Source organism: Wolbachia endosymbiont (group B) of Hofmannophila pseudospretella (assembly GCF_964028515.1).
Classification (GTDB): domain Bacteria; phylum Pseudomonadota; class Alphaproteobacteria; order Rickettsiales; family Anaplasmataceae; genus Wolbachia.
This window is the reverse complement of record NZ_OZ034788.1, coordinates 302,404-327,668: the sequence shown is the minus strand read 5'-3', so window position 1 is coordinate 327,668 and position 25,265 is coordinate 302,404. Positions and strand designations below refer to the sequence as shown.

The window sequence follows — 25,265 nt, the reverse complement described above, 5'->3', positions numbered from 1 at the left end:
TATATGCTAATTAATACGACATTGGAACTGAAGAATGCGTGTGAAGAATTGATAGCAAAAGAGCCAAAATTTATAGCAGTGGACACGGAGTTCATTAGAAACAATTTAACCTATTACCCAAGATTGTCGCTAATGCAAATTTCTTACGGAGATAAGAGTTTTATTGTAGATATACTAGTGCCAGAGATTGACTTATCGCTCATTAAGAAGATAATGCTGAATCGAGACATAACCAAAGTGTTTCATAGTTGTCGGCAAGACATAGAATCCTTACTCACCGTACTTAAATGTGTTCCCACTCCCATTTTTGATACCCAAGTTGCTGCTATGTTTTGTCATTATTATCACGACTTTATTGGTTATTCAAAAGTAGTAGAGCAATATCAGGGGGTAGCGCTGGATAAAATTAAAGCTAAAAATTCAGACTGGTTAAAACGGCCATTATCTGAGGATCAATTAGATTATGCAGTAAATGACGTTATACACCTATATGACCTACACCAAATATTGTGCAATAAACTTGAAGAAGATAATAGGATGGGCTGGTTTCAAGAAGAGATGGAATCAATAGTTGATGTCAATAAGTATTTGCATAATCCAAAAGATGCATGGAAGAGGATTAAATTTAATTATGAAGCAAATCCAAGGTTGATGTTAACTGTTAAAGCAGTTAGTGAGTGGCAAGAGACCTTAGCACAGCGTTACAATATAAATCGTAATAAGGTAGTCAATAATGCCGTAGTAACTGGTTTAATTGAAAAAAACGTGGAACATATTGATGATATTTTAGATGACCTTAAGAGAAACACAAAAAATATAAAAGAGGAAGATTTATTAGAATTTATAGATATTTTTAATGAGAATGAGAAGGAATTTGTGCAGCAAAATTATACTCTGTCAGATAATTATGATAAATCTGTATTTGATATACTCTCGATTATTTTGGAGAGCAAATGTAAGGAAAATAACATATCAAGAAAGTTAATTTCATCAAAAGCTGAGTTAGCTGGCTCAATATCTGGGCAGATAGATAAACTATTCAAGGGATGGAGATATGATTTTTTCGGCAGATCAGTAGAATCGTTTTTGAATGTAGGCTCAAGGTTTGAAATTTTAATGGTAAAATCTGCTGATAGTATAGCTAAAATTCAGAGTAATCTTGTGGAGAATAACCGTATCACGTGTTGAGGTCTAACGAGTTTATTATATCTTTCACTTGAGAAAGAACATTTGCGCTGGTATTGATGATAAAGTCGCTCATTTGCTTTTTTTCTTCAATAGGTAGCTGAATACTAGACATTAGATCCAGCTTTTTTTTATCCATATTACGCTCACTGATCCTTTGAGCTTGTACAGCGCTATCTGCATGGATAAAGACAATAAAATCGCAATATGAACGGAATCTAGTTTCCAGCAGGAGTGGAATGTCTAGAACTAGAAATTTTCCGTCGTTTTCTTTCTCCTGAGCAATAAAAATTTCTAATTCATTTCGCACAGCGGAATGCACTAAAGACTGAAATTGCTTCCAATTTTCATCATAAGCTAAAAAATATTTAGATAATACTGTTCTATCTATTTTTCCATTTACTATCACCCCAGGAAATTTTTCTTCTGCGTAACTTATTATGTTTTTGTTTACTTTATAAAGCTGGTGCACGACAGAGTCGGCATCAAACAAAGCGGCACCAAATTCTTTAAAGCAATTGGCTACAAAGCTCTTTCCGACTGCAATTCCACCTGTTAAACCTATGATCATATAGCAAAATGCATTAACTTCTTTTGAAACTATAGCTAAGGTTTCTCTATATATATTAACTAGATTTTCTAGATCCCAATGTCAAGCACATAACTATACGAACATTTATTTGCGAAGGCAGTGTGTTAAATGTTATAGCCGATTTTGCCTCAAACACAAAGATGTCATCCCAGTGCCCAGACACTGGGATCCAGGAAAATTGATTGTGCACTATAGCAACATTTTTGATCAAAAACTGGATTCCAGCGTCAAGCACTGGAATGACACCCTTCCGGTGGAAATTGCTCTCAAACTACAATATTTGTGCAGCGTGTATAGGATAGGCTTTGTTAGCTATAGAGGCTCTGATGATACAAGAAAAAAGAAAAGCTATTATTTTTTTAGTAATTAAGTAAAATAGAGTGAAAGATTAAGAGGAAATTTTGAAAAATAAGATAAAAAAGATAGTGATTTCAGGAAAAGAAGTGTGGCCGATTATCGAAGGTGGCAAAGGCATTGCAATTAGTGACGGAAGATCAAGTGGAGCATTTGCTGCAGCAGATGCTGTTGGTACGTTTTCTGGTGCAAATGCTAAACTTATCGATGACAATGGCGAGCTGGTACCACTAATTTATAAAGGTAAAACAAGAAATGAAAAGCATGAAGAGTTAATCAAGTATAGTATTGAGGCTGGAGTTAGTCAAGCAAAAATAGCGAATGAAATATCAAAGGGCCGTGGAAGAATACATATGAACGTGCTTTGGGAAATGGGAGCAGCAGAACAAGTCCTTCATGGCATATTAGAAAAAGCAAAAGGCTTAGTTCATGGCATCACTTGCGGTGCTGGTATGCCTTACAGGCTTGGAGAAATTGCAGCTAAATATCAAGTTTATTACTACCCTATTATCTCATCGGCGCGCGCTTTTAAAGCGTTGTGGAAACGTGCTTACCAAAAAATATCTTCTTTTTTACTTGGTGGAGTAGTATATGAGGATCCGTGGCTTGCTGGTGGTCACAATGGACTCAGTAATAGTGAAGATCCAGAATTATCACAGGCTCCATTTGAAAGAGTTGCAGAGCTTAGATCTTTCATGAATGAAGTCGGTCTTTCTGAAACGCCAATTGTTATGGCGGGGGGAGTGTGGAATTTGAAGGATTGGGAACATTGGTTTGACAATTTACAAATCGGACCAATAGCTTTTCAGTTTGGCACTCGTCCACTTTTAACAAAAGAAAGTCCGATTTCTACAGAATGGAAAAAGAAGTTACTTACTTTAGAAGAAGGTGATGTATTTTTAAACAAATTTAGTCCAACAGGATTTTACTCATCTGCAGTAAGAAATAGCTTCATACATGAGCTACAGGAACGAAATTCACGTCAAATGAAATTTTCAGAAAGTGTGAGTGGAGAGTTTAATAATGAATTTGCAATGGGTAGCAGAGGTAGAAAGATTTACCTCATTGCAAAAGACAAAGAGCTAGCAAATGCATGGATTAAAGCAGGGTATACAGAGGTAATGAAAACTCCAGATACAACTGTTATTTTTGTGACACCAGGCAAATTTGCGGAAATAAGACAAGATCAAATTAATTGCATGGGATGTTTGAGTCACTGCTTATTTAGCAATTGGAAAGATCATGGTGACCATTCAACAGGGCGAAAACCAGATCCACGAAGCTTCTGTATACAAAAGACACTGCAAAACATTATACATGACGGTGATATTGAAAATGAACTTATGTTTTCTGGACACAATGTGTACAAATTTAAGCAAGACCCATTTTATGAGAATGGCAACGTACCAACAGTAAAGGAGCTGGTGGAAAGAATATTGACAGGTTTATGACTAACTTGACAAAAAGACATTATTCTATATAATTTATAGTAATAATTGTTTATTAATTTAATCTTAATTTGAGGAGAATATCTATGCGCGGTAGTGTTTTAAAAAGGTATGCACTTGCCTATATAAAAGAAAATGGCAGTGACAATAATGTTCAAGAATTTTTACGTTCTCGTGGTATGCAAAATATTGAGAACTGGAGTGATAAAAATTTTGAAGATGCGTATAAGGAATTTAGGCGCTATAACCTAACTAATGAACACAATATAGGAAGTGATCGACGTGATAGTAGGCAACAACCTACAAGCCCTCAGGTTACACACGTACATGTACACAATAATAGAGGTTTAGATTTTTGGGATTATTTTCTACTTCGTAGCCTGTTTAGTGGTAATACTGGTCATACTACAGTGATAAATAACCTTGGTTCCGGTAGCAGTAACCAGCCAAGCAGAGAAGATAAGAAAAAAGACGCAGAAGACAACAGGAAATTATTAGCTTTAGGGATAGTAGCTGTAGTTGCGTGTGTTGCTTTCCATGCTTTAATGTGTGTGTGGTACAACAGCAGCGAAAAAACGGCTAGAAAATCAGAAAAGGTAGATTACCTGGATAATAAACTTAAAATGTTCAGAAATATAGAATTTGCAGTTGGTGCAATTTCTTTAGCAGCTTTGATAGGTTGCGCTATTAACCCAGTCTTACCAGTTTGGGGTTTAGTCATTCTTGGCATTAATTCTCTTGTGTGTCTTGCTGGTGGTGTGGCTTTTCATATGAAACATGAGAAAGAGTCAGAAGATATTGAGAAAGCTAAAGAAGTGGTAGCTGATTATCATAAACGAGGACCTGGGCATAGCTTTGGAGATCCTTCTCATCGTGAACCACCACCTCCTTACTCTCCTCAAGGTCCTAATGCTGCTCCAAGTGCTCCTCCTCAAAGTGAGTTTAGCAATTCTTATCAGGAAAAAAATTTTGGAGATCATGGAATATAGCTATACGAACATTCATTTTGAAAGGTAAATTGCACAGCAAATGTTCAGTGCTTGACACTGGAATCCAGCTTTTTTGTGATTTTATTGAAAATGTTGTATAGTCATTTGTTTACAATTAATTTTTCTGGATCCCAGTGTCTGGGCACTGGGATGACATCTGTGTGTTTGAGGCAAAATCTGCTATAGTATTTAACACACTACTTTCACAGACGAATGTTCGTACAGTTGTGAGGTTATGGACAGCAAACTGCTTACCCTCAAGCGTAAATTACTTACAGGATACCGCTGCAAAACGCAGCGGTATAATGGATTTTCAGATTGCTTGTATGATAGGATATATATTGATTTTTATTACTAGTGCAGATACGATAAAGCTTTAAACAGTACAAAATGGAGCAATTTGAGAGCTTTTACGTCACTACGCCAATATATTACGTAAACGACAAGCCACACATCGGCCACGCATATACTTCCCTTATCTGTGATGTTGCAGCTAGATTTATGAAACTAGCTGAAAAGAACGTCAAATTTACTACTGGTACGGATGAACATGGACAGAAAATTGAAAAAGCGGCTAAGGTAAAGGGAATAGAGCCAAAAGAATTTACAGATGAAATAAGTGTTACATTCAGAAAATTGGCTGAGCTAATGAACCTTGATTATGATGATTTTATTCGCACTACAGAAGAACGTCATGAAAAAGCAGTTATAGCTCTATGGAATAGGCTTGAAGAGAGAGGGCAAATATATCTGGATTCTTACTCAGGTTGGTATTCAGTTCGTGATGAAGCGTTTTATCAGGAATCAGAGTTGATAGATGGCAGAGCGCCAACAGGTGCTGAAGTTCAGTGGATAAAAGAAGAGAGCTACTTTTTTCGCTTGTCAAATTGGCAAAACAAATTGCTGGAGTTATATGAAAATCAGCCGAATTTTATCTTTCCTGAGAGCAGAAAAAATGAAGTGGTATCGTTTGTAAAATCAGGACTGACTGACCTTTCGATTTCTCGTACTAGTTTTAATCGGGGAATAAAAGTACCAGGGAATGACAAGCACGTAATTTATGTTTGGATAGATGCGCTCACTAACTATCTCACATCAATAGGCTTTCCTAATATAGAAGATGAGGAATATAAGAAGTTTTGGACAAACTCCTTCAACGTTCATGTGATCGGTAAAGACATATTGCGTTTTCACGCTGTATACTGGCCAGCTATTCTTCTTGCAGCAGATTTACCACTGCCAAAGCAAATTGCAGTTCATGGTTGGTGGCTAAACGAGGGGGAAAAAATATCCAAATCCCTTGGTAACGTTATAGATCCAATTGATCTTGCAGAAGAGTTTGGTGTTGATCAACTACGCTATTTTCTCCTTCGGGAAGCAAGTTTCGGTCAAGATGGTAATTTCAGTAAGAAGAACATGATCAGCCGCATAAACTCAGAGCTGGCAAACAATATAGGCAATTTAGTGCAAAGAACAATTTCATTTCTGCACAAGCAATGTTTTGGAGTTGTACCAGTGGTCGATCGCAATTTGCTTAAAGATGATAAGAGTCTACCAGATTGCAAAGCCATAATTGATCAAGTAATGGATCATCTATCAAAGTATGAATTTAACCAGATTATACTTCTGATTATCAATATTTCTTCCAAAGCCAACGCTTACATAGATAAAAGTGCACCTTGGATGTTAAGCAAAACTGACAGAGAGCACATGAATTTAGTAATTTACAAACTACTCGAATACATTAGAATAATTGGTATTTTATTGCAGCCAATTGTTCCCAGATCAGCAGAAACGATACTAGATCAATTGCAAATTCCAAAAGAACAACGTGATTTAAAATCTCTGTGCAACGCATGTGTAAGTTTAGGCATTACACTGCCTAAACCTACGCCGATTTTTTTGAGGATCGATATTTAAAAAATCCTTAGTAAGCCGTTACAAGACTAGACTGAGTTGGCCGTTCTGTAGTTAGCCTTTTTAATTCAACAGAGTCAAAAAAAGTGCCTTGACGTTTTGATGTATCTATACCGTTATCTACTTTGGAAGAAATGATTGAGATGCACCGAAATTATTTTTAGCACTCTTAAAAGAAGAATTTAACATTTCGTGAGACTCATCAACTTTACTTTTCAACATAGTCTGTGGAGTAGGTACATGGTGAGCAGATGGTAAATTTACAGTAGAATTACCATCAGCTTGGCCTAGATGTGCCTGCTGCTCAGATAATCCAGAAGCAGGATCTAAAGTACATACGGGAGTTGGAAACAACTTTGATGCTAAAGCTGCTACTATAACTGATGCGTACGTTGCAATACTACTAAATTTTACAATCTGAGTTGTTCTATCTTTTAGTTTTGGTTGATCACCTGTTTCTTTTGCTACTGCATGCAATTTTGGTTGATTACCTTCTTCTTTAAATAAATTGCTAAGTGACCTTACCCAGAAAAAGTAGAGAGGAAGTTAAGACGTTTTTGAATTAAAATAGAACGTTTTTTCAAAGAGGTGTAGTATGGGAAACAGAAGGGAATATACAATAGAGTTTAAATTGGAAGCAATAAAACTAGTAAGAGAAACAGGTCAACCGTCAGCAAAAATAGCAAGAGATTTAGGTATGAATGGAGATTTATTAAGCAGATGGGTAAGAAAATATAATGAAAAAATGTCTGGAGTAGATGCATTTCCAGGCAAAGGAAAGTTAGCTCCTTATGACAAAGAAAGGTTTTACTTAAAGAAAGAGTTAGCAAGAATAACTAGGGAAAGAGACATTTAAAAAAAAGCTCTGGGATATTTTGCCAGCCAAAAGGAGTAAAATATTCTTTTATAAAAGAGCATAGAAGCAGCTATAAAATACAGGAGTTATGTAGGGTTTTAAATGTATCTGCTTGTGGTTATTATAAATGGGTTGCTCAGGAGAAAAGCAATAAAGAATTAGCAAGAGAGGAGCTTCTAGCAGATATTCAAAAAATATATCAAGCATCACAATGCAGGTGCGGAGCTCCTAAAATCCATGCTGAACTAAAAGCTTTAGGCAAAAATTATAACATCAAAACAGCGCAAGATGTAATGCAAAAAAATGGCATTCAAGCTAAGCTTAGAAGAAGATTCAAAACTAAAAAACAGCAAACAGATAGTAGGATTATAGCTCCAAATATCCTGGATCAAAATTTTACTACGGACCAGCCCAATAAGGTATGGGTAACTGATATTACTTATATAAAAACCAAAGAAGGCTGGATATATTTGGCAGTCAATAATTGACTTATATTCACGTATGGTAGTTGGTTGGTCAATGAGTAGTTCAATGGATAAACAATTAATTATAGATCCTTTATTTATGGCTGTTAATAAACGAAAATCCACCGAAGATCTACTGTTTCATAGTGATCAAGGGTCACAATATACTTCTAAAAATTACCAATTCTTATTAAATAGGAAAAATATTATCTCTAGCATGAGTCATAAGGGTTGTTGTTATGATAACTCACCTGCAGAAAAGCTCACTCAAAAGAGAGCTACTTATTGATCCTTCACAACACTCTGCTCAACAAGCTAGAACTGCCATATTTGAATACATTGAAATTTTTTATAATAAACAACGACGTCATTCTACTATTAACTATTGCATCCCTGAACAATTTGATGCATCATTTTCATGACAAAAACGTCTTAACTTCCTCTCTACTTTTTCTTGGTAAGGTGACTTGTCATGCATACTTCCATGTAATTGATCGTGGCAGTGCTTATGAAGCAAGGATAGATTTTTCATATTATTGTGCGTCTATTGCGGTCTTGATGATGTACATGTGTTAAACCTAAGCCAAAGATAACAATAATTACATTTACCTTGCTGTAACTTCAGTAATTTTATTACTCGTGATCTGGTAATTTGCTTAACGGTTTCCTCAGTATGGCCAATCCCCATCATATGGAGATCTATTCCCATTTACTTTGATATGTCGTTTAATAGCATGATCTCTATGTCTAATAAGATATAGCTTGTTACTTACCATATACCTTGTATATTCATATAAAGTTATTACTAACCACTTTAGTTCACTGTAGCCTAATTAATACAGAAACATACCTTCTTTAGCATTAACGAAAATTCATTTATTTACTTTCCAAAAAATCACAAAAGTACCTACCTTTGTGAGAACTTGTTGGGTAAAAACGGGGTTGTAATACCAAAATCCATTACTGACCGAACAAATAAGAAACATTACAAACTCGTTTAATAGTAGTACTGGAAATATTGACAATAAAATTACACAAAACATCTTCAAGTAAACCTATGGTATCGTAGATACTATTGCGTAAAGTATTGTATTTGATATATTGCCACAACCTTTCAACAGGATTCAGTTCCGGTGAATAAGGAGGCAAGTATATGATGGTAATGTTTTCCTGAATTTTCAAACTTTTTGATCTATGCCAACTTGCACAATCCATTACAAGAAAGGCTTCTTTCGTGCCTAAATCTTTCGACATCTGCTCCAGAAATATATTCATACAATCAGTGTTTACATATGGAGCAAGTAGGCTAATTTTCTTACCACTTCTTGGATTTACCGCACTGTAGATATAGAAATTTTGTCTACCAATTTTCATTTTAACCTGTGTTCTGACCCCTTTTTTAAACCATCCGTGTCCGATTTTTGAATGAGTTCCAAATCGTGATTCATCAAAAAAATACCTCCTTTTCAGGGTGGGAATTGACTATTTTATTGAAGTATTTTTTAAACTCTTCTTGCTTGTTTTTATCTTGTTTATGGTGAATTGGCCTCGGTGTTATGTAAGAAAACTTCATCCTTTGTATCTCACGGTGCACTGTTGATTTGCTAATGTTTAGGCCAAATTCCTCTGAGATTTTTATTTGCACTTCCTTAATAGTAATATTTGGATTTCTTTCTACCCATATTTCAATTTGCTCACGTTGATTTTTGTTTAATTTGCTTTTTCTTCGCCGCTGAGACGGGGAAAATAATCTTTCTACTCTACCAAATTTTAGATGCTTTATCCATTCAGTCAAAGCAGTCCTTGAAATTTTACATATTCTTGCCACAGCGCTTATACTACTTTCTTTTCCTGCTATCACCGCTTGTAACTTTTTTGAAACATATGCGTTATTTCTGACCTTTTTTAACATTTCTTTCGCCAAATTTACAACTTTTTCGTCTAATAGTTTTGACCTTAATGCCATTTATACCTCTCTATTTTATCTACTTTAGTATCACTTCTTTCCCATTATTGTCTATCTGTTCTTTATATAGTGGGAATTGGTATAAGCAAAATTAATAAGGCTAAAAAGCCTGAAGAAATAGCACCTTTCCCTGGTAGAGAAGTTCGCGAAAACAAAATCAACAGGAGCAAGAATAAATGCATGTGATGACGGAGAATGGAGTTTTGCAGAGTATGTAGTATTAGGTACACATTTTCATAAATTTGATAAGGTTGATCGTAAAAAGCTAATACGTAAATTAATGCTAAGCGGTGCAGAGTTTCATGATACTTTATTGGAGAATAAATTGATAGGTGAAATCTATAATGAGCTACAGCCAGAAGTTCAGCCACAGATAGATGAGAGACTAGAAGAACTAGAGAAAGCTGGCGAAAGTGCTCTTCAAGAAGGAGAATTAATAGATATCGAGATAGACAATGCAACATTATATATAGAATTTTCTGAGGACAGTAAAGTAGAGGTTGCCAAAATACTGAGAGATTTAGGAAGTAATATTTTAAAAATTGGCAATGATGCAGTTGAGGTTAAAAGTGAGAAGGGAGGTATAAGAAACTATATCGATATGTCAGATGAAAGCTCTATTATATTAGAATTTCCTACAAGCATTGGTCAGCTAAATATTATATTGTACCACGATGTAAAAAAATATGATCAAGTACAAGTGAGAGTAGAAAACAAAGAAATGTGGGCTGAGTTACAAAAAAGAGGCGAAGAAATAGGAAAAAACTGCCTTTTTGGAGGAGTGAAACTTCAAGAAGCAGTAGAGAAAGGTAATTTCACTAGATGTGGCATATGGAGTGAAAAGTATGCTATAAAAGAGGTTAGCAATAATGAAGTATTGTCTCCGTGGGTAAATAGAATACGTGAAGGTAGTAAAGAAACCTTTAGAGAACTTTAATGCGTCTACAGGCAACTTTAAGGTTCCAGAGGTTTTTTCTTGCCGTTATATCTGGAGCCTTTGAGCTATAGTAGAAGATATTATATGTATGGTTCTTTGTATGGAAAAAAGTCTAGACTGTGAAGTAGGGCAAAAAGTGAAAAGTTGGAGGTTAGAGAGAGGGTATACTCAAAAGGATTTAGCGGAGAAGGTTGGTGTAAAGTATTGGGCAATACTGCAATATGAAAAAGGGAGTCGTAAAATTCCAATTAAGAAGTTATATGCCATAGCAGAAGCATTATCAGTGAATGTTAAAGGTCTAGTTTGTGGAGAGACACTACCAAATGAAAAAAGATATTTTGAAGATGAAGAAATATTAAATTTAGTAAAGGGGTATAAGGATGAAGAATTAAGCGAGGTATTTTATTTATTAACCAAATTTATTCGTTTGAGCGAGGAAAGAAGCAGAAAAGCGGTAAAAATAGAAGTAGCAAGGGGTTTGATGAAAGTAGGAGTTTCTGCTCATGTTATCTCTCGAACAACTAACCTATCTATTGGTGAGTATGAGGAGAACAAAATTTCGGTTCCATACAAAGTAGGGCAAAGGATAAAAGAGTGGAGATTAATACGAGGATATACACAAAAAGATTTAGCGAATAAAGTTGGCATAACAAATCAAGGAATATACGAATATGAACAAGGGAGAGCTGCTGTTTCACTTGAAATGTTAGATGAAATAGCAAAGGTATTATCAATCAGTATCATAGATCTACTTCCCGAATCAGATGAAGAAGTGGAAGAAAAGCTATCAAATTTGATAGAAGAATACAAAAAGATTGAGAGTCGGGAATTACGCGATATGCTAATCAAGTCTTTATTTGAAGGTATACATGTTTATAGAGAAAAGGTCAGAAAGGAAAAGAAGATTGAAGTTGCAAGGAATTTAGTGAAAGAAGGAATTTCTGTTGATATTATCTTGCAAACGACAGGCTTATCAAATTATATGATTGAGAAATTTTTGTGATTTCATAAAAACTTAGCCAATAGTGGATTTTTTTGTGATAGAATATATGTTTGCTTCTGTAGGAAAAACAGCTTTTAGAGGATTTATCTATGATAATTCAGAGCATATTGAGCTACGAGCTAGGGAAAAAAATAGAAGGTTGTAGGATAGTACAAGGGTATACTCAGGCAAAATTAGCAAGCAAAATTGGTTTAACATATAAGGAAATACATAACTTTGAACTAGGGTGCAAGGCTATTACAATCAAAGAATCGTATATAATAGCAGGAGCATTGTCAGTTAATGTTATAGATCTACTTCCAGAACCAACAGTACTAAGAGAAAACAGTTGGTATGAAGATGAGGATAAAGAAATAGTCTATCTAACAAAAATACATAGAGAAATTAAGGATCAGGAATTACGCAAGAAGCTGTATCCATTAGTAAGGTTTGTATATATTAGCGAGAAAATTAGCCAAGAAGAAGCGAAAATAGAAGTAGCAAAGAATCTAGTGAAAGAAGGAGTTTCAGTTGATATTATTTCCCAAGTGACTCGCTTATCTACTTATGAGTATGATGATATAGAGAAAGAAATTTGTACTGATTCTATACTCTACAAAGTGGGGAAAAGGATAAAAGAGGAGAGATTAATACGGGAATACACTCAGGAGGACTTGGCAAATAAAATCGGTTCAACACCTAAAGAAATACACGACTATGAACGAGGATATACAGATATTCCAATTGAAATATTATATAAGATAGCAAAGACATTATCAGTTAACATTAAAGCTCTTGGACTAACAGAATATGAAAATGAGCCAGTTTTTGGGTTTATAGGTAAATGCGAAAAAATTGAGGATCAAGAATTACTGGATACGGTAGCCAGATCTTTATCTGAAGGAATGCAAACTGGTAAAGAAAAGGTTAAAAAAGCAGAGAAAATCAAGATTGCAAAAGATCTAGTTAAGGAAGGTGTTGCTATTGATATTATTGTGCGAGCAAGTGGCCTAACTGCTGATGAGTTGGGTGAGTGTGAAAATTGAATATGTTTAAGATATAAGTAAAGTTAGTTAATGATTTAACCAGCAGAATTTGCTAACCAACTTTTTTGGCTCAGTTGAATTTTGCTTGGTATAAATTAAGATATGAAATCGCAAAGTTTATCTATTAATTTCTGGTTGTCCTCTATCATTGCATTTGCCTCTTGCTGAAGAGATTTGATATTTTTGAGTGTAATATTGTCCATCTCAGTCGATGCTACTTTCAATTGCGATTGTATTCTTATATATTTATCGTCTATTACTTGTTCTAGTTGATAATCAACGCAATCCAATCCAGAGGCAAACATCACATTCAGTAGTGGCTTGATCCACCCTATTTTGCCAAATTTCCTTGAGTTAGCATACTTTATACTTCTATCTGTTCCACCAGTGCCTATTGATAGCAGTATAATCTCATCATTTGGAAATAACCTCTTACCACTTGCATATGCACAAGCCGCTGGATTATTTGCAAACACTCCACCATCTATCAATACTCTCTCTGTTTGGCTAATTTTCAGACGTTTTGGTGTGAAGTACGTTGGAGCAGCTGTTGTAGCTCTGAGTGCATCTTTCAACTTAATGTTTTTTTCTTTCCAACTTTTGAAGAAAAATTCACAACTATTCTGAATGTCATAACTGGTGAGTAGTAGATTACTCGCAACATCGGCCATAGTACTTTCACCAAAGTATTTGTTGAGAATAAATTCCATATTTCTATATGAGTACTGAGAACCACTCAGCCAAGAAGCAATTGATTTTCTCCAAAATGATGATTGAAAGATATATGCTCCATACTCTTGGTAAAGTTCAACCAAATCATTGGCAGAGTATTGAAGTTTATTGCTTTTACAAAGTCCAGCAACAATAATCCCACCGGTTGAGGTTCCTGCCATTAAATCAAAAATCTGGGAAATTGGCTTTTTTGTCCTAGATTCAATTTCTGCTAGAATAATGGCAGGTATTATCCCTCTAATGCCACCTCCATCTACAGATAAAATGTACTTTGTCACTGTAAAATTTATTTGTGTTTGTGAATAGCTTCAAGTTCGTTGACTTCTTCAGTGAGGTTTTTCACTCTCTCTTCAAGTCGATAGACTATTTCGATTAGTCCTTGGTTTTTTTCTATAAATTTATCATGGATGTGTACACGTAAGTCAAGTTTTGCCAACCACCATATGAATCCTACAGTCTGTAGAACTATTGTTATTATTACCGCTATTGGGATTTTTTGCTTTTTCATGTGAAAATATTAACTTGTTATGGATAGTTTTGGAAATTTATATGCAGATTATAGAAAACTTACAGCTTTAGTGATTACTTTTTGTTGATTCGTATCGGTCCTCTGCTTCTGCAAGTAGCTTAATGATTTCATCATAAGGTTTGTCCTTATTATGCCGTGATCTTAATACAGCAATTTTCCTTGGTGTTTTTCCATCTGTATCTCTAATGGTAGGGTCTGAACCTTTGTCTAATAAAAATCTAATTATCTCCAATTTGCCTTCATATGTAGCTGCATGTAAAGGTGTCCATCTTTCATATTTCGTAGCATTTATATCAACTCCTTTTTCTACTAGGAATTTTACAACCTCTGCACATCCCTCTTCTGCAGCATAATGTAGTGCTGTTAATTTAGGGATCTGCACATTAATATCTAATAGATTTTCTACTAAGAATTTTACAGTCTCTAAGTTACAATTTTGAGAAGCAATGCGTAATATCGTTTTATAATTATCTGCAGCCTTTGCCTTCATGTAGGAATAGGTAGCAATAATACATACTATTAATGTTATAAGCCACCAAAAATGCAGCTTGTTTTTTGTATCTTGACCCAATTTATCCATATTCAACATCTTTTTAATATTAAATAGATCATTTACTCATTTTTTATTAACATTACTTACTCAAAGATGCTGACAACATAGTAAGGTAACCTGAGCTATTTAAAGTATGCTCCGCTCTATTAACTATCCATTCACCATCTACCGCTTGGTTAAAGTCTATAAGATTAAGTTTAGCTTCTGCAAAAATTTGAGGATTACCAGGCATAGTTATATCTAAAGCTTCATTGTTACGCTTCAATTGTTTCAACTTGGCATTTGCTGCACTCAGCGCTGACTCTGCATTAGAGTAAAGTTCCAGCATAATATAACTTGGCTCGCTACTACCAACTGTTTCTTTAATAGTTTCGCCCTTTTCATAGCTATGCCACTTTGCCACTACTGAATTATACTTATCACGTACGGTAAAATGTACTTTCCAGTTAATTGTATCTTGAGGTCTAATAGTCGTTGTTCCTAAAGCTTTTCCTGTGGCTGATTTTGCCATATTCTTTGAAATAAACAATATATACCCACCAGCTAATTTTGCCATTGCTTCACGCTCTGTTGCGATCTTTGTTAACAGACTTATATCACTTTCATCTGCCTGATTAATGTGGGGTATCAATACATTCTTAAATTCCTTAGCGACTTTGTATCCATATCCATGTTTTTGGGCTATTTCTTTTACTAAGTTTTCTATGGTAATTTGGCGCCATTCTTTTGATACTTTTGCCTTCAAAGATATTCTTAAATTTGTTGCATGAGCTTTGATTAGTAGAGTCTTAGGTGGACCCTGTATAGTCACTTCGTTGACTGTATATATACCCATTGGAAAGATTCCAAATTCCTTATAACCTAGTGCTATGTTCAATTCATTCGGAATATCTATGTCTTCATCCCTGTAATCAACACACACTTCAACTACATCATCTATTATTCCTGATTCATCTGTAAGGTGCAATGATATAACTCTATCTTTAATTGATTCACATTTATCTATTATAAAATCTGGCTGCATTTATTCCCAGACCTTTAATTTTGACTTTTGTACTATTTTCTTAATAGTAGGAAGCTTTATCCTTAATCCTGCAGGCAAAAAGCTTCCGTATTCTGCCAAACCTAAGTTCTCTGCTAGTACTAATTCCACTACTCCATCAGTAAATCCGTAATGTTTCCAGCAAATCAGATCTAACATCTCATTTTCTTTACTCACATAGTATACAGTCATCTATAGCTTTTTAAACTCAAACTAAATTCAACTTTTCTTGGTAGTCCATTAGGTAAAAAATACATCTGCTTTTCTTCTAACCTAGTAATTACGAATTGTCCTAAAATATTACCTAAACTATCTACTAAAATATGTGGTTTTTCAGCTTCTTTCACACTCTTTAATTGATTTAGCCCGTTGAGATTATGCAGATAAATCATTCCTTCTAAATCTATATTTTCTACACCTTGACCGATATTTTGTAATAGTGGCATATTTTCAATACACTCAATCGTGCTCCAACGATTTTCTTTGCTATACTTTAAACTTGTGGGAGCAAACTTATACGGACCAAGAGATACCGTCTTGTTAGTCAACATAAAAATTTCCTAAATTGCATCATAAAACCAAAAAAAATACTTCCAATTCACAATCTGTGTAGCAGTACACAGATTATAGTTAGTGTATATGTTGATAAGTAAATTTCTGCTGTTGTGTATATGTAAAATCAATTTACTTATCAACATACACACTAACCAGCAACATTAAATAAATTTGTGTAAGGTACTATTTCACATAAGATGTGATGGAGCACTTTTTGACTTTAAACTTCAGCTAATCTTCTAGCCTTATAATTCTTGATATGATCTGGATCAAAAGCCTTCCTTGAACTTAAAACACCAAAAACTATATGGAGTAACTTGCGCATTGCAGCTCCTACAATGGCCATGTTATGCTTGCCTTTCTCTTTTAACCTCTTACAAAAAGTCATAATAATAGGATTATGCTTTTTAGATACTATAGCAGGAAAATACATTGCCTTACGTAATGTTTGTGAACCTGATTTACTTAATCTGGGCTTGGCATATACAGATGAACCTGATGTTATATTCCGTGGTATAGTTCCAGCATATGATGCCAATTGCCTGGCATTTATAAAAACTTTTATATCAGAAATTTCAGCTAAAATAGCTACTGCTGATTCCTTTCCTATGCCTTGAACAGTTAATAGTAGCTGAAAATCTTCCAACAATTCTTTGTGTTGTTTTAATAGTTCATGTATGGAGTTTTTTATTGTTTCTATTGATTGCTCTATGTTCACTGAAAGATTTTCCCAAACATTTACAACTTTTTCAGGCAGTCTCTCTTTATTTTCTAAATGATTATTTACTAATGTTAATTCATTTTTTAACGCAGCTGAACAACGATAAAGATGTTTTAATTTTTTCTTTTCAGAAGACGGTGGTGTCCAACGTGTAGGTTCCTGTCTTTGACAATAATCTGCTATAATCTCTGCATCGCTCTGATCATTCTTTTGTCGCACAAGCTTACTCCTTGCATAAGATTTTATGCAATAAGGATTTACTACACTAACAAAATATCCAGCATTGTGTAGAAATTCAGCCAAAGCTTCACTATAACAACCTGTAGCTTCCATACAGATTGTTACTTGCTCCACATTATGTTTTTGTAAAAAATCAAGTAGACCTTGAAACCCAGAATCATCGCTTTTAAAATTCCTTTTCTTAGTTTCGCGTTTCCCTTTTTTACTTGTGAAAGAAAGAAAAACATCAAAGCGATCTTTTGATATGTCTATACCTAAAAAGTTGTTGATCATTTATAACTCCATACGTTACCATTTAAAATGAAAAGTAAGGCTAACCTTGTGCATACAGAATTAGAACCATTTAGGTCTTTCTAAGATACCGTCCAACCTCTACTTTTGAGAAGGGAACTCTTTTCTCTTGGACAGATTTTATATCTAAGATAACATCCAGAGTTCTTCCCTTCTCCACCTAATGCTTAAGCTTAAAACATTAGATGCTTTTTTCAAGATACAAGATAGCATCAATAAAATGTCTCTACCGTATCAAATAAAACATCACGTGACTTTTCTCTTATCCTTTTTATTACTTCATCTGCAAGACTACGAACATCTTGGTTAGGTTCTGCTTTAATGCTGATAGTGTAATTATTAGTGATGTTCTGAGTTTTATTTTGTTCTTTATTTTCAAACTTACTCCTTGCAAATATCTTATCGCTCTCTGTCTCCTCAATAAGGCTTTTGACTCTGAAGCTATTTTTATTTCTCTTTGAAAATTCTTTAATTATACTGTTACCTAGCACAGGATTTCCACTGTTGAGAATATTACTCTTTATGGGAGTATGGACTGCTTTTATTTCAGTTTTTCTTTTTTCAAATTCTTTCAGTGGGCTATTTTCCAATACTTTTCCAAATACACTTTCCCCTATCCATGAAAAAGCTTTTCCTATAGGTTCAATGAGTGATTTCCACAAGCTAGAGAAAAAGTCTTTCACCTTTTGCCAGTTAGCTATAACAAGAGCTGCACCAGTAACAAGTCCAGCAACTAAAAGTCCTATAGGGTTAACGAGTGTTATTGCTCTTAGTCCTGTTACTACTGCAGGAAAAACTGTAGCTGATAAAAATGAAAATACTCCAAGTAGGTTTGCTTTCAGACTAAAAATCGTACTTCCTAGCAATGTAAATCCGTATCCTAGTCCTACTGCTACAATTTTTAAACTTATCAAGGATGCTACAGTACCCATGATCGCCGTGGTTAAAGTTGGATATTTTTCTGCAAACTCTGCTATATATCTAGTTTTTTCTTGTAAAAATTCAGCTATAGATTTTAAAGTAGGCAACATCACTGAGCCCAGGTTCATACCAACTTCAGCTATTGCATTTCGAAGAAGTCGTAATTTATTAGCTGTAGTGTCTGCACGATTTTTGAATTCTTCTTGTAGAGAGCTCTTGTACTTTTCTGTATTAGCCAATAACTTTATTGCATCCTCATACTTATTAAAACTTCCAGCTAATAATGCAATATCATCTTGATATTCCTGACCGAAAAGTTTCATAAGGATTGTAGAACGTTCCTGGTTATCCATTTTCTTTAGAGTTTGAAAAAAATAGAGTAATGCTTCTTCGCCGTTTTCGCTTATTCTTTGTACTATTTCTTCTGCAGTTATTCCCATTTGCTCTAATGCTGCTTTAAAATCCCCTCCTTGTTCTTCAGCAGTCTGAAGTTTACTAAGTAGAGCATTTATAGCAGTTGCAGCTTTTTCAGGTGTTTTACCTAAGCTAATGAAAGCATTTGCTAAACTACTTGTTTTCTCGATATCCAAACCAAACTGCTTTGCAGTACCACCAACTATTGCTAGAGTTTCAGCCATATCTCTTGCTTTAGCAGCAGTGTTATCTGATAAGTGGTTGATCACATTACCAACATGTTCCATTTTACTAACATCAATGCCATAAACGTTAGAGAGTTTAGCTATAGAATCACCTGCTTGCTCTGCAGACATATCAAATGCTGTAGACATTTTTGCCACTGTTTCTGTAAACATAAAAAGATCTTCTTTCTTGATACCAAGTTGACCACCACTTGCAGCTATTTGTGCCAGTTCTGCGGCTGATAATGGTATAGTGCGTGACATCTCTTTTAACTTCTTTGCAAATTTAGTTGCTTCATCCGTTCCTTTTTTAAAATCTACCACTTTTGTAACATCAGCCATAGCACTTTCAAAGTCAATCGCAACTTTAACTGGAGCTGCAAGCGTTAGCCCTAGCCCAATAGTCTCTATAATTTGTGACTTAAAATGTGCTTTGCTTGCTAAAAAACTTTGGTGACTACGTATTGCAGACCCAAGCTTACCATACTTACCTTTTAGCACTTCAATAGAAGAACCAAGTTTATATTGATCACTTACTAATGACTTAATATTTCTTCCACTTTTCCTTACTTCTTCATTAAATGAATGCAAAGCATCTCTCTTTTTCAAATATGCTTCTTTTGCTTTTGTTGCAGAAAACTTAGCTTTATCAAATTCAGCTTTTAAAGTTTTGCTCGGTTTCTTTATTGCTTTCATTTGTTTAGCTAAAGATTTTACTTGATCTTCAAAGCCCTTCCACGACCTCCTGCTAGTCAAAACATCACTACCCAACTGCTTAAATTTTGATACTGATTTTAAAGATGAGTCAAGCTTTCTTATGTTCTCACCAAGATGAGTAAGTTGACTACTACTGCCCTTTATTACAGTATTAAAACTGCCATCAAGTACTGCACCTATTTTTATCGATAATACTGACATTTGAACTCCCTAGCTAATTTGCTCCATAAAATAAATTCACTAATCTCCATATCAAGTATTTGTTCAACTCCGCCTCCTACAACAGAGCTGAACATTAATACTTCTGACCTCAAGTTCTTTGAATAACTGGTGAAAAAAAATCCTTGAGCACCTCTTGTACTTTAACATAATCAGCAATATCTAACTCCTCAATTGATTCTTTTGCCACTGATGTTAAGTTCGCTGTCAGAGTGACTTCTTTACTTAAATCACTACCATTTAGACGATCTATGGCAAGATAATCCCTAACTTTTGGACGTCTAACGGTAAGTTCTGAGACAGAAATTCCATCAACTGTAATTGGGTTGTTTAGTGTTATAGTTTTCATAAAATTCTCCTAAAAAATAAAATATTTTTACACTTTTAAAGTTATTTTAATATGCTTCTCCTTAAAAAATAAAATTTCAAATAAGTTTTCATATTCCTAAAACCGTTTGCAGCAAGGCCATTTGATCAACGCCATTTATCTTTCTTATCATATTTTCAGCATCGATCTCTATCAGCTCATTGCCACCTATGGTAAGTTTATAGTAATGAGCAGCTACAGTACACTTCAGCGTTGCTTTTTCAGCAGGTTTCCAGTTACCAAAATCAAATTCTTTAAAAATGCCTCTTAAATTGATTATTACTGCTTCAATATCATTACTTCCACTACCTTGCATTCCACCACGGAGCATCAAAGCTACTGAATTTCCATTTATCAACCCAAATAGCCGAAAGAGCTCTGTATCGTATTCAGCAAAAGTGAAATCTGCTTCAAGCTTTTCCATGCCCATATCAATATTTACTGGAATATCCATACCACCAGCTCTGTATTCTTCAGTTTTTATGGTAAGCTTCGGCAAGGTTATTTCATCAATTTTCCCTGCATAACCACGACCATCAACAAATACGTTAAAATTTCTCAGTATTTTCGGTAACACTTTACTTGCTCCTAACTTATTATACTATTATTTACAAGATGAGACCTGAATATTATTTGCTCAGCCGGATATGGTGGTGTAAATTCGAAATCAAAATATACTTTCCCGCTTGCAATATTTGCCGGTGTATTGAGCTCTGGTGTTGTATAACATTTTCCGCTAATAATTGCTCCTTGTGCTTTTAAACTTGCAAGATAAGAATTCACCCCCTCAATTACATCATCTATATAAGTTTTGGTGATATTTCGATCAACTGCCCAGAGATGAGCTCGAAGTAAACTATCATTAATTAAATCTGCAGTCCTTCTCACTGACAAAAAAGCCCATTTTGAGTCATTTGAACATGTTCTATTTCCCCAAAGCCTATAGCCATTTTGATGAATTATCGTTGTTACTTCATTTTCATTTAAGTGGTTTGCTCTGCAATTTGTATTACCGAGAGTAAAATCAATAGGCCTGCTTGTTCCAACAATACCGTTTATTTCTTTATTTGAAGGTGAGTGCCAGAAGCCTTGCTCGCTGTCTATCTTAGCTATTAAACCAGCTACAAATGGACTCGATGGCAAGATTTCTTCTTTTCCTTCAATAAATAACTTAATCCATGGGTCAACCACGTAAACTCTTGAGCTGCCTACACTTTTTCTCCATTTTATTGCTTCTTCATCATTAGTATTTGGTCCATCTGCTACTATTATGCTTCTCAGCTTTTCTGCTATAGGAATTAATGCTGCAACCACTGGATTTTTGCCATCTTCTGGTAGTTGGTGAGTAAACTGAGGTGCAATTAATATTCTTGGCGCAACATGAACTATGCTTTCACTGCTGAGAAATGCCTCAATTCCCTGATATTCTCCGGTTTCCTCATCAACACCGCCAATTATATTCTTCAGCGTCTCTTCTTCTTTTAATTTTGGATCACTTTCTTCAACTCGAATAACTACTACTGTTGCACCAATTTGGGAAAATACTCCATTTACTGCTGAAAAAAGAGTCCCCTTTTTGCCAAGTTTTACCGCTTCTTTTAAGCTTCCTGCTATCAGTACTGGCTTATTCAGTGGAAATTTTTGCCCATCTGCTTCAGGTGCAGTACCAATTACACCTATCACTGATGATTTAGCTGTGCGTACTACCTTGGCCCCTGAGGTTACCTCAATAACATTTACACCATGTAAAAATTGCTCTGTCATTTTTTTTGCATTCTTTGTTTAAAATCATTGAGCAAAGCCTGTAGCTCTACTTCACTTTTAGCTTCTTCAATTTTCCTCTTCGCCATGTCTTCCAACTCCTCGCATTTCACTATCGCTTTTACTGCTTTTTTCACTTTTTCCTCGATTATCCTTGCCATTTCGATAACTGTAATACCACGGACTTTTGCTAAAGGTTCTATAATTTCTTTATCCTTTTCATCTATAGATTCTGGTGCTGCTAGAATGCTTTTTGCGGCTTTCGCTTGTATCGCATACGACTTAGACTTCTGGTGAGAATGTCCTGTGTATTGGTTAGTATAGTTATCATAATAAGCACGAAGATTAGAAAGTGCAGAAAATTTCGCATTTTGCAATAACTCCAATTCAATATCTTCTTGATTCCGCTGAGCAATTTCTCCTCCTTCTGTTAAACAATAGCTTTTTTGCCAATCAAAATCTTTTGGCGCTTCATACCAATTTTTACCTTTTGGCTTGCTTTCAAGTATTGTTGTTTCTACTTGTTTATCATTTTCAAATCTAATGTAGATAGACATTGTTTGTTACCTCCAAATCTCATGCGTGTTAGATAATCCTGGACATTGCCAAGCCCTTAGCGTTCTCTCTACATCTATCTCAAGCCCTGTAGTTAAAAAATTGCTCCGAAAGTTATAAATACTCCACCTCATAAACCAACTGTAATGGTGATAATCAGATGTGTAAAAATATGGCGATGCGTAAAATAAAATTGCTACTGTCTTATTTGCTGGCACAGTAATATTATTTGAACTACTAAATACTGCAGAATTAGTTGAGTAGTTGTAAATATTTGTCCAAGTTATTCCTGAGATTGCCGATTTATTAGTATTAACGTGACTAGGTGTTCCTACGAATAACCCTGCTCCTTCATATCCTGAACTCCAACGTGATGAACCACTAAAATGAAGCGTTCGTGTTTTATCGCTGTTTGTAGTGTTTTTTACAAATATTACTCCAAGTAGTGCATATGGGTAACTGTATTGATCTGAGCTGTGACTACGACGTAAAAATGCTTTTCTGTACAGAAATTTACCGTTACTTCCTTGTAAGAAGTACAACTGTGGTGGATGATAAAAACTAGAATACGTACAATCATAAGTATTACTACCTGCAAGGAGCTGCAGCATATAGTCGGTTTTTGCTGTATCTTTATACCACTGCCCTAATTCTGTTTTGAAATAGCCATTATCATCAGACCAACCATAGTCATTATATCGATTAAGAATGCCAAACAGAAAAGGTAATGATTCAGGTTCAACCATATTGCGCTTTCTTATCTCTTTTATAATTGATGACCCATTTGGCACATCATTAATCGAGTTAAATTTAGTTGTAAGGATTTTTAATTGGTCTTCTCTAGTTTTTATTTCTTTCATAACTGATGAACCAGTTGGTATATCGCTTATGGCTTTAAGGCTATTTAATGTGTTTCTTATGCTATTTAGATCTCCGGCATTATTGATGGTGGCAACATGTGAATCTTTTCTGCTATCAAGTAGTGATAAATTTGTAATTCCTTTTTCATCTATTTTCTTTAATGACTTTCCTTCTAATTCAGAGATTGCTGCTAATGCATTGTTTTTACTACTATCTAATTTATTTAAATGACTTGTGCTACTGTCAAGAAGTTCTTTTAATTTTATGTCAGTCATCTGTACAATATCAAGTACTGTACTTTGCCCAGCAATAGACTCTAGAGATTTTGCGAGATATGCGAGTTGATCAGGGGTAGCATTTACAGATAGATCTTTCAGTCTCTGATGCAATGCATAAACTACTTCTTTGGCGATAGTCATCTGTTATTACTCCAAAAATTCAAAAAATTCTCAAAATTCAGTCGTTCAAATGCTTTTTGAAGATCGTTGTGTTTACTTTCCCTCTCACTCATATCTTCATCTATTTTTTCTACCGCTTTGCGAATACGTACCACATCTTGCACAGCAATATTCTCTGGATGTGGTAAAGGATATCCGCGCCTCGTTTCATTATTTGGCATTTTTTTACGTTATAACAATCCGCAAGTTTTTTACCTTTGGCCGATAGACAACCGTTCCACTTAAAACTAATTTTATCCTTGTCTCATTGCCATTAAAGTTTGTCAGCACATGAGTTCTCTCTACCCAATTTTCTCCAATTGGTTTTCCTGATGTTAAATTTACTAATTGCCAATCCACATTTTTTTGCACATATGCTTTAACATCTGCAGTGCCAGGTATCAGCGCATCATATGTTATGGTAATCTTAGTGTTAGCTCCTGCTGTAATGCTTCTTGTAACATAATCTCCAAACTCTGAAAGATTACCCATAACTAACTGTAACCCAGGATAAAGAACTGGACTTTTTTCTCGCCCTCCTTTTAGGCTTGCTTTTACCGTTAATTCCCCATTTATTCTTTCACGCAGTGCGAGCGGCAAATTATCAGACAAAAAATTTTCTTTTCCTTCTTCATCTGTTAAAATAAATTCTACATTGGTATCAAATGCTACTTTTTCGACGTTCGTCAAAACAATTAAATCTGATACGTTATTTGCAGTAACCTTGCCAAGATCAATAATGTGAGAAACTTCGCTAAATTTTGCAGCCAAAAGCCGAAACGTTAAATCTAAGTTCTGATGTGGAGTCCAAGTACTTGCGTTGCTAGATGAGAGTAATACTCCTACTTGATATGGCTGACTCGTTACCCAACGGCTATTTACTGCATCATATTTGCCAAGTTCTGCTATTTTGACTGTTGTCTCTGAATCATCGGTAAGTAAAACTATTGCATACTCCTCTCCTGCATGGCAAAACACTGGTGACCAAGTAATACGTGTTGCCGTGCCATCTATCTTTATATCTTTTGGCTCAATATAGCTTTCAGCAATGACAGTCTGCGAGGGCATTCCCACTGCTGTTTCTCTAATCTGCACAGCAACACGTTTTTTGCCGCTATTTGTGAACCATAGCTCCACACCTCCTATGTGCCTACTCTCATTTAAAGTAAATGTTTGGGCTAAAGGATCAACTCTTCTTGCTACGATAACTCTTCTTCTTTCTTCTATGGTAATTGTTTTTTTACCAGTATAAGTTGCTTTTCCATAACTGCCTTTATCACCGAAGAACTGCACTAACTTAGTCCCAGCAGGAATGTTTCTTGGTACAGTAAATCTTCCTTTTATTTTTCCTCTGTTATCAGCAATAAATGTTGCGATCATGTTTTTCTTT

29 protein-coding genes and 2 pseudogenes are annotated in these 25,265 nt (G+C 35.0%); 13 read left to right on the top strand and 18 right to left on the bottom strand.

Annotated elements, in window-relative coordinates; all coding sequences use genetic code 11:
• Positions 1–3: 3 nt before the first annotated feature.
• On the top strand, positions 4–1,188 hold the full coding sequence (locus tag ABWU24_RS01560) for a ribonuclease D (RefSeq protein ID WP_353274329.1): 1,185 nt from the start codon (positions 4–6) through the stop codon (positions 1,186–1,188).
• Here ABWU24_RS01560 and coaE read toward each other — a convergent pair.
• Positions 1,178–1,756: a dephospho-CoA kinase gene (coaE, locus tag ABWU24_RS01555; protein WP_135353052.1), complete on the bottom strand. Its 579-nt coding sequence runs from the start codon at positions 1,754–1,756 to the stop codon at positions 1,178–1,180. The genes ABWU24_RS01560 and coaE overlap by 11 nt on opposite strands.
• 422 nt (positions 1,757–2,178) lie before the next feature.
• On the opposite strand from coaE, the gene ABWU24_RS01550 reads away from it, so the two are divergent.
• From ABWU24_RS01550 to metG, 4 genes are all read left to right on the top strand, one after another.
• Positions 2,179–3,582, top strand: a complete 1,404-nt coding sequence (locus ABWU24_RS01550; RefSeq protein ID WP_135353053.1) for an NAD(P)H-dependent flavin oxidoreductase — start codon at positions 2,179–2,181, stop codon at positions 3,580–3,582.
• Positions 3,583–3,665: 83 nt separating this feature from the next.
• The gene (locus ABWU24_RS01545) at positions 3,666–4,568 is read left to right on the top strand and encodes a hypothetical protein (RefSeq protein ID WP_341815853.1); all 903 of its coding nucleotides are present in this window, start codon (positions 3,666–3,668) and stop codon (positions 4,566–4,568) included.
• A 134-nt stretch (positions 4,569–4,702) separates the two neighbouring features.
• Entirely contained in the window at positions 4,703–4,948 is a 246-nt protein-coding gene (locus ABWU24_RS01535; RefSeq protein WP_135353054.1) for a hypothetical protein, read from the top strand.
• Positions 4,949–4,958: 10 nt separating this feature from the next.
• Positions 4,959–6,488: a methionine--tRNA ligase gene (gene metG, locus ABWU24_RS01530; RefSeq protein WP_341815855.1), complete on the top strand. Its 1,530-nt coding sequence runs from the start codon at positions 4,959–4,961 to the stop codon at positions 6,486–6,488.
• Positions 6,489–6,605: 117 nt separating this feature from the next.
• On the opposite strand, the gene ABWU24_RS01525 is transcribed toward metG, so the two are convergent.
• Positions 6,606–6,962, bottom strand: coding sequence for a hypothetical protein (locus ABWU24_RS01525; protein WP_015588597.1), 357 nt, complete (start codon positions 6,960–6,962; stop codon positions 6,606–6,608).
• A gap of 118 nt (positions 6,963–7,080) precedes the next feature.
• Between ABWU24_RS01525 and ABWU24_RS01520 the strand changes: the two genes are divergently transcribed.
• The 5 genes and pseudogenes from ABWU24_RS01520 (at position 7,081) to ABWU24_RS01500 (ending at position 8,227) form a co-directional block, all read left to right on the top strand.
• Positions 7,081–7,341: a transposase gene (locus ABWU24_RS01520; protein WP_015588598.1), complete on the top strand. Its 261-nt coding sequence runs from the start codon at positions 7,081–7,083 to the stop codon at positions 7,339–7,341.
• Positions 7,342–7,355: 14 nt separating this feature from the next.
• Positions 7,356–7,616, top strand: a pseudogene (locus ABWU24_RS01515) (IS3 family transposase); the annotation flags it as partial.
• Between the two features lie 18 nt (positions 7,617–7,634).
• On the top strand, positions 7,635–7,829 hold the full coding sequence (locus ABWU24_RS01510) for a hypothetical protein (protein WP_051063888.1): 195 nt from the start codon (positions 7,635–7,637) through the stop codon (positions 7,827–7,829).
• 13 nt (positions 7,830–7,842) lie between these two features.
• Positions 7,843–8,094 carry a DDE-type integrase/transposase/recombinase gene (locus ABWU24_RS01505; protein ID WP_081600830.1) on the top strand — a complete coding sequence of 84 codons (252 nt, stop codon included), beginning with the start codon at positions 7,843–7,845 and terminating at the stop codon, positions 8,092–8,094.
• Positions 8,045–8,227 carry an IS3 family transposase gene (locus ABWU24_RS01500; protein WP_080600789.1) on the top strand — a complete coding sequence of 61 codons (183 nt, stop codon included), beginning with the start codon at positions 8,045–8,047 and terminating at the stop codon, positions 8,225–8,227. Before ABWU24_RS01505 ends, ABWU24_RS01500 begins: the two co-directional genes overlap by 50 nt.
• A gap of 538 nt (positions 8,228–8,765) precedes the next feature.
• On the opposite strand, the gene ABWU24_RS01495 is transcribed toward ABWU24_RS01500, so the two are convergent.
• A protein-coding gene (locus tag ABWU24_RS01495) for an IS630 family transposase (RefSeq protein ID WP_353274215.1) occupies positions 8,766–9,771 on the bottom strand; the annotation gives its coding sequence in 2 pieces (ribosomal slippage) (positions 8,766–9,260 and positions 9,262–9,771; 1,005 coding nt in all).
• Positions 9,772–9,888: 117 nt separating this feature from the next.
• Between ABWU24_RS01495 and ABWU24_RS01490 the strand changes: the two are divergent.
• From ABWU24_RS01490 to ABWU24_RS01480, 3 genes and pseudogenes are all read left to right on the top strand, one after another.
• Positions 9,889–10,708: pseudogene (locus ABWU24_RS01490) on the top strand (hypothetical protein).
• 100 nt (positions 10,709–10,808) lie between these two features.
• Complete coding sequence (locus tag ABWU24_RS01485) at positions 10,809–11,711, top strand: helix-turn-helix domain-containing protein (protein ID WP_317586131.1); 903 nt, start codon at positions 10,809–10,811, stop codon at positions 11,709–11,711.
• 89 nt (positions 11,712–11,800) lie between these two features.
• Positions 11,801–12,736 (top strand): helix-turn-helix transcriptional regulator, encoded by a 936-nt coding sequence (locus ABWU24_RS01480; RefSeq protein WP_353274325.1) that lies wholly within the window; start codon positions 11,801–11,803, stop codon positions 12,734–12,736.
• A gap of 95 nt (positions 12,737–12,831) precedes the next feature.
• Here ABWU24_RS01480 and ABWU24_RS01475 read toward each other — a convergent pair whose 3' ends face one another.
• From ABWU24_RS01475 to ABWU24_RS01405, 15 genes are all read right to left on the bottom strand, one after another.
• Positions 12,832–13,746, bottom strand: coding sequence for a patatin-like phospholipase family protein (locus tag ABWU24_RS01475; protein WP_353274323.1), 915 nt, complete (start codon positions 13,744–13,746; stop codon positions 12,832–12,834).
• 8 nt (positions 13,747–13,754) lie between these two features.
• Complete coding sequence (locus ABWU24_RS01470; RefSeq protein WP_015589022.1) at positions 13,755–13,976, bottom strand: hypothetical protein; 222 nt, start codon at positions 13,974–13,976, stop codon at positions 13,755–13,757.
• A gap of 67 nt (positions 13,977–14,043) precedes the next feature.
• Entirely contained in the window at positions 14,044–14,577 is a 534-nt protein-coding gene (locus tag ABWU24_RS01465) for an ankyrin repeat domain-containing protein (RefSeq protein WP_015589021.1), read from the bottom strand.
• A gap of 52 nt (positions 14,578–14,629) precedes the next feature.
• Positions 14,630–15,574: a contractile injection system protein, VgrG/Pvc8 family gene (locus ABWU24_RS01460; RefSeq protein ID WP_317586133.1), complete on the bottom strand. Its 945-nt coding sequence runs from the start codon at positions 15,572–15,574 to the stop codon at positions 14,630–14,632.
• Positions 15,575–15,784 carry a tail protein X gene (locus ABWU24_RS01455; RefSeq protein WP_015589019.1) on the bottom strand — a complete coding sequence of 70 codons (210 nt, stop codon included), beginning with the start codon at positions 15,782–15,784 and terminating at the stop codon, positions 15,575–15,577.
• Entirely contained in the window at positions 15,781–16,143 is a 363-nt protein-coding gene (locus tag ABWU24_RS01450; RefSeq protein ID WP_264377561.1) for a phage tail protein, read from the bottom strand. The genes ABWU24_RS01455 and ABWU24_RS01450 overlap by 4 nt, the downstream gene beginning before the upstream one ends.
• Positions 16,144–16,367: 224 nt before the next feature.
• Positions 16,368–17,381, bottom strand: a complete 1,014-nt coding sequence (locus ABWU24_RS01445) for an IS110 family transposase (protein ID WP_353274321.1) — start codon at positions 17,379–17,381, stop codon at positions 16,368–16,370.
• A 230-nt stretch (positions 17,382–17,611) separates the two neighbouring features.
• On the bottom strand, positions 17,612–19,876 hold the full coding sequence (locus ABWU24_RS01440) for a phage tail tape measure protein (RefSeq protein WP_353274319.1): 2,265 nt from the start codon (positions 19,874–19,876) through the stop codon (positions 17,612–17,614).
• 109 nt (positions 19,877–19,985) lie between these two features.
• The gene (locus ABWU24_RS01435) at positions 19,986–20,243 is read right to left on the bottom strand and encodes a phage tail assembly protein (protein ID WP_264375233.1); all 258 of its coding nucleotides are present in this window, start codon (positions 20,241–20,243) and stop codon (positions 19,986–19,988) included.
• Positions 20,244–20,331: 88 nt separating this feature from the next.
• On the bottom strand, positions 20,332–20,838 hold the full coding sequence (locus ABWU24_RS01430; protein ID WP_108783961.1) for a phage major tail tube protein: 507 nt from the start codon (positions 20,836–20,838) through the stop codon (positions 20,332–20,334).
• Between the two features lie 11 nt (positions 20,839–20,849).
• The gene (locus ABWU24_RS01425; RefSeq protein WP_264376938.1) at positions 20,850–22,025 is read right to left on the bottom strand and encodes a phage tail sheath subtilisin-like domain-containing protein; all 1,176 of its coding nucleotides are present in this window, start codon (positions 22,023–22,025) and stop codon (positions 20,850–20,852) included.
• On the bottom strand, positions 22,022–22,579 hold the full coding sequence (locus ABWU24_RS01420) for a hypothetical protein (protein WP_264376937.1): 558 nt from the start codon (positions 22,577–22,579) through the stop codon (positions 22,022–22,024). Before ABWU24_RS01420 ends, ABWU24_RS01425 begins: the two co-directional genes overlap by 4 nt.
• Before the next feature lie 6 nt (positions 22,580–22,585).
• Positions 22,586–23,857, bottom strand: coding sequence for a hypothetical protein (locus ABWU24_RS01415; RefSeq protein WP_264376936.1), 1,272 nt, complete (start codon positions 23,855–23,857; stop codon positions 22,586–22,588).
• Entirely contained in the window at positions 23,854–24,057 is a 204-nt protein-coding gene (locus ABWU24_RS01410; RefSeq protein ID WP_108784583.1) for a hypothetical protein, read from the bottom strand. Before ABWU24_RS01410 ends, ABWU24_RS01415 begins: the two co-directional genes overlap by 4 nt.
• Before the next feature lie 4 nt (positions 24,058–24,061).
• A complete protein-coding gene (locus ABWU24_RS01405; RefSeq protein WP_353274317.1) occupies positions 24,062–25,255 on the bottom strand; it encodes a hypothetical protein in 1,194 nt (397 codons plus the stop codon).
• Positions 25,256–25,265: the final 10 nt, after the last annotated feature.

Coding starts and splice junctions, on each gene's coding strand:
- ABWU24_RS01560 (WP_353274329.1), top strand. CDS start 4: ATGCTAATTAATACGACATTGGAACTGAAGAATGCGTGTGAAGAATTG.
- ABWU24_RS01450 (WP_264377561.1), bottom strand. CDS start 16,143: ATGTTGACTAACAAGACGGTATCTCTTGGTCCGTATAAGTTTGCTCCC.
- ABWU24_RS01455 (WP_015589019.1), bottom strand. CDS start 15,784: ATGACTGTATACTATGTGAGTAAAGAAAATGAGATGTTAGATCTGATT.
- coaE (WP_135353052.1), bottom strand. CDS start 1,756: ATGATCATAGGTTTAACAGGTGGAATTGCAGTCGGAAAGAGCTTTGTA.
- ABWU24_RS01520 (WP_015588598.1), top strand. CDS start 7,081: ATGGGAAACAGAAGGGAATATACAATAGAGTTTAAATTGGAAGCAATA.
- ABWU24_RS01460 (WP_317586133.1), bottom strand. CDS start 15,574: ATGCAGCCAGATTTTATAATAGATAAATGTGAATCAATTAAAGATAGA.
- ABWU24_RS01505 (WP_081600830.1), top strand. CDS start 7,843: ATGGTAGTTGGTTGGTCAATGAGTAGTTCAATGGATAAACAATTAATT.
- ABWU24_RS01545 (WP_341815853.1), top strand. CDS start 3,666: ATGCGCGGTAGTGTTTTAAAAAGGTATGCACTTGCCTATATAAAAGAA.
- ABWU24_RS01440 (WP_353274319.1), bottom strand. CDS start 19,876: ATGTCAGTATTATCGATAAAAATAGGTGCAGTACTTGATGGCAGTTTT.
- ABWU24_RS01500 (WP_080600789.1), top strand. CDS start 8,045: ATGATAACTCACCTGCAGAAAAGCTCACTCAAAAGAGAGCTACTTATT.
- ABWU24_RS01425 (WP_264376938.1), bottom strand. CDS start 22,025: ATGACAGAGCAATTTTTACATGGTGTAAATGTTATTGAGGTAACCTCA.
- ABWU24_RS01420 (WP_264376937.1), bottom strand. CDS start 22,579: ATGTCTATCTACATTAGATTTGAAAATGATAAACAAGTAGAAACAACA.
- ABWU24_RS01435 (WP_264375233.1), bottom strand. CDS start 20,243: ATGAAAACTATAACACTAAACAACCCAATTACAGTTGATGGAATTTCT.
- ABWU24_RS01465 (WP_015589021.1), bottom strand. CDS start 14,577: ATGGATAAATTGGGTCAAGATACAAAAAACAAGCTGCATTTTTGGTGG.
- ABWU24_RS01405 (WP_353274317.1), bottom strand. CDS start 25,255: ATGATCGCAACATTTATTGCTGATAACAGAGGAAAAATAAAAGGAAGA.
- metG (WP_341815855.1), top strand. CDS start 4,959: ATGGAGCAATTTGAGAGCTTTTACGTCACTACGCCAATATATTACGTA.
- ABWU24_RS01470 (WP_015589022.1), bottom strand. CDS start 13,976: ATGAAAAAGCAAAAAATCCCAATAGCGGTAATAATAACAATAGTTCTA.
- ABWU24_RS01480 (WP_353274325.1), top strand. CDS start 11,801: ATGATAATTCAGAGCATATTGAGCTACGAGCTAGGGAAAAAAATAGAA.
- ABWU24_RS01415 (WP_264376936.1), bottom strand. CDS start 23,857: ATGACTATCGCCAAAGAAGTAGTTTATGCATTGCATCAGAGACTGAAA.
- ABWU24_RS01445 (WP_353274321.1), bottom strand. CDS start 17,381: ATGATCAACAACTTTTTAGGTATAGACATATCAAAAGATCGCTTTGAT.
- ABWU24_RS01510 (WP_051063888.1), top strand. CDS start 7,635: ATGCAAAAAAATGGCATTCAAGCTAAGCTTAGAAGAAGATTCAAAACT.
- ABWU24_RS01410 (WP_108784583.1), bottom strand. CDS start 24,057: ATGCCAAATAATGAAACGAGGCGCGGATATCCTTTACCACATCCAGAG.
- ABWU24_RS01485 (WP_317586131.1), top strand. CDS start 10,809: ATGGAAAAAAGTCTAGACTGTGAAGTAGGGCAAAAAGTGAAAAGTTGG.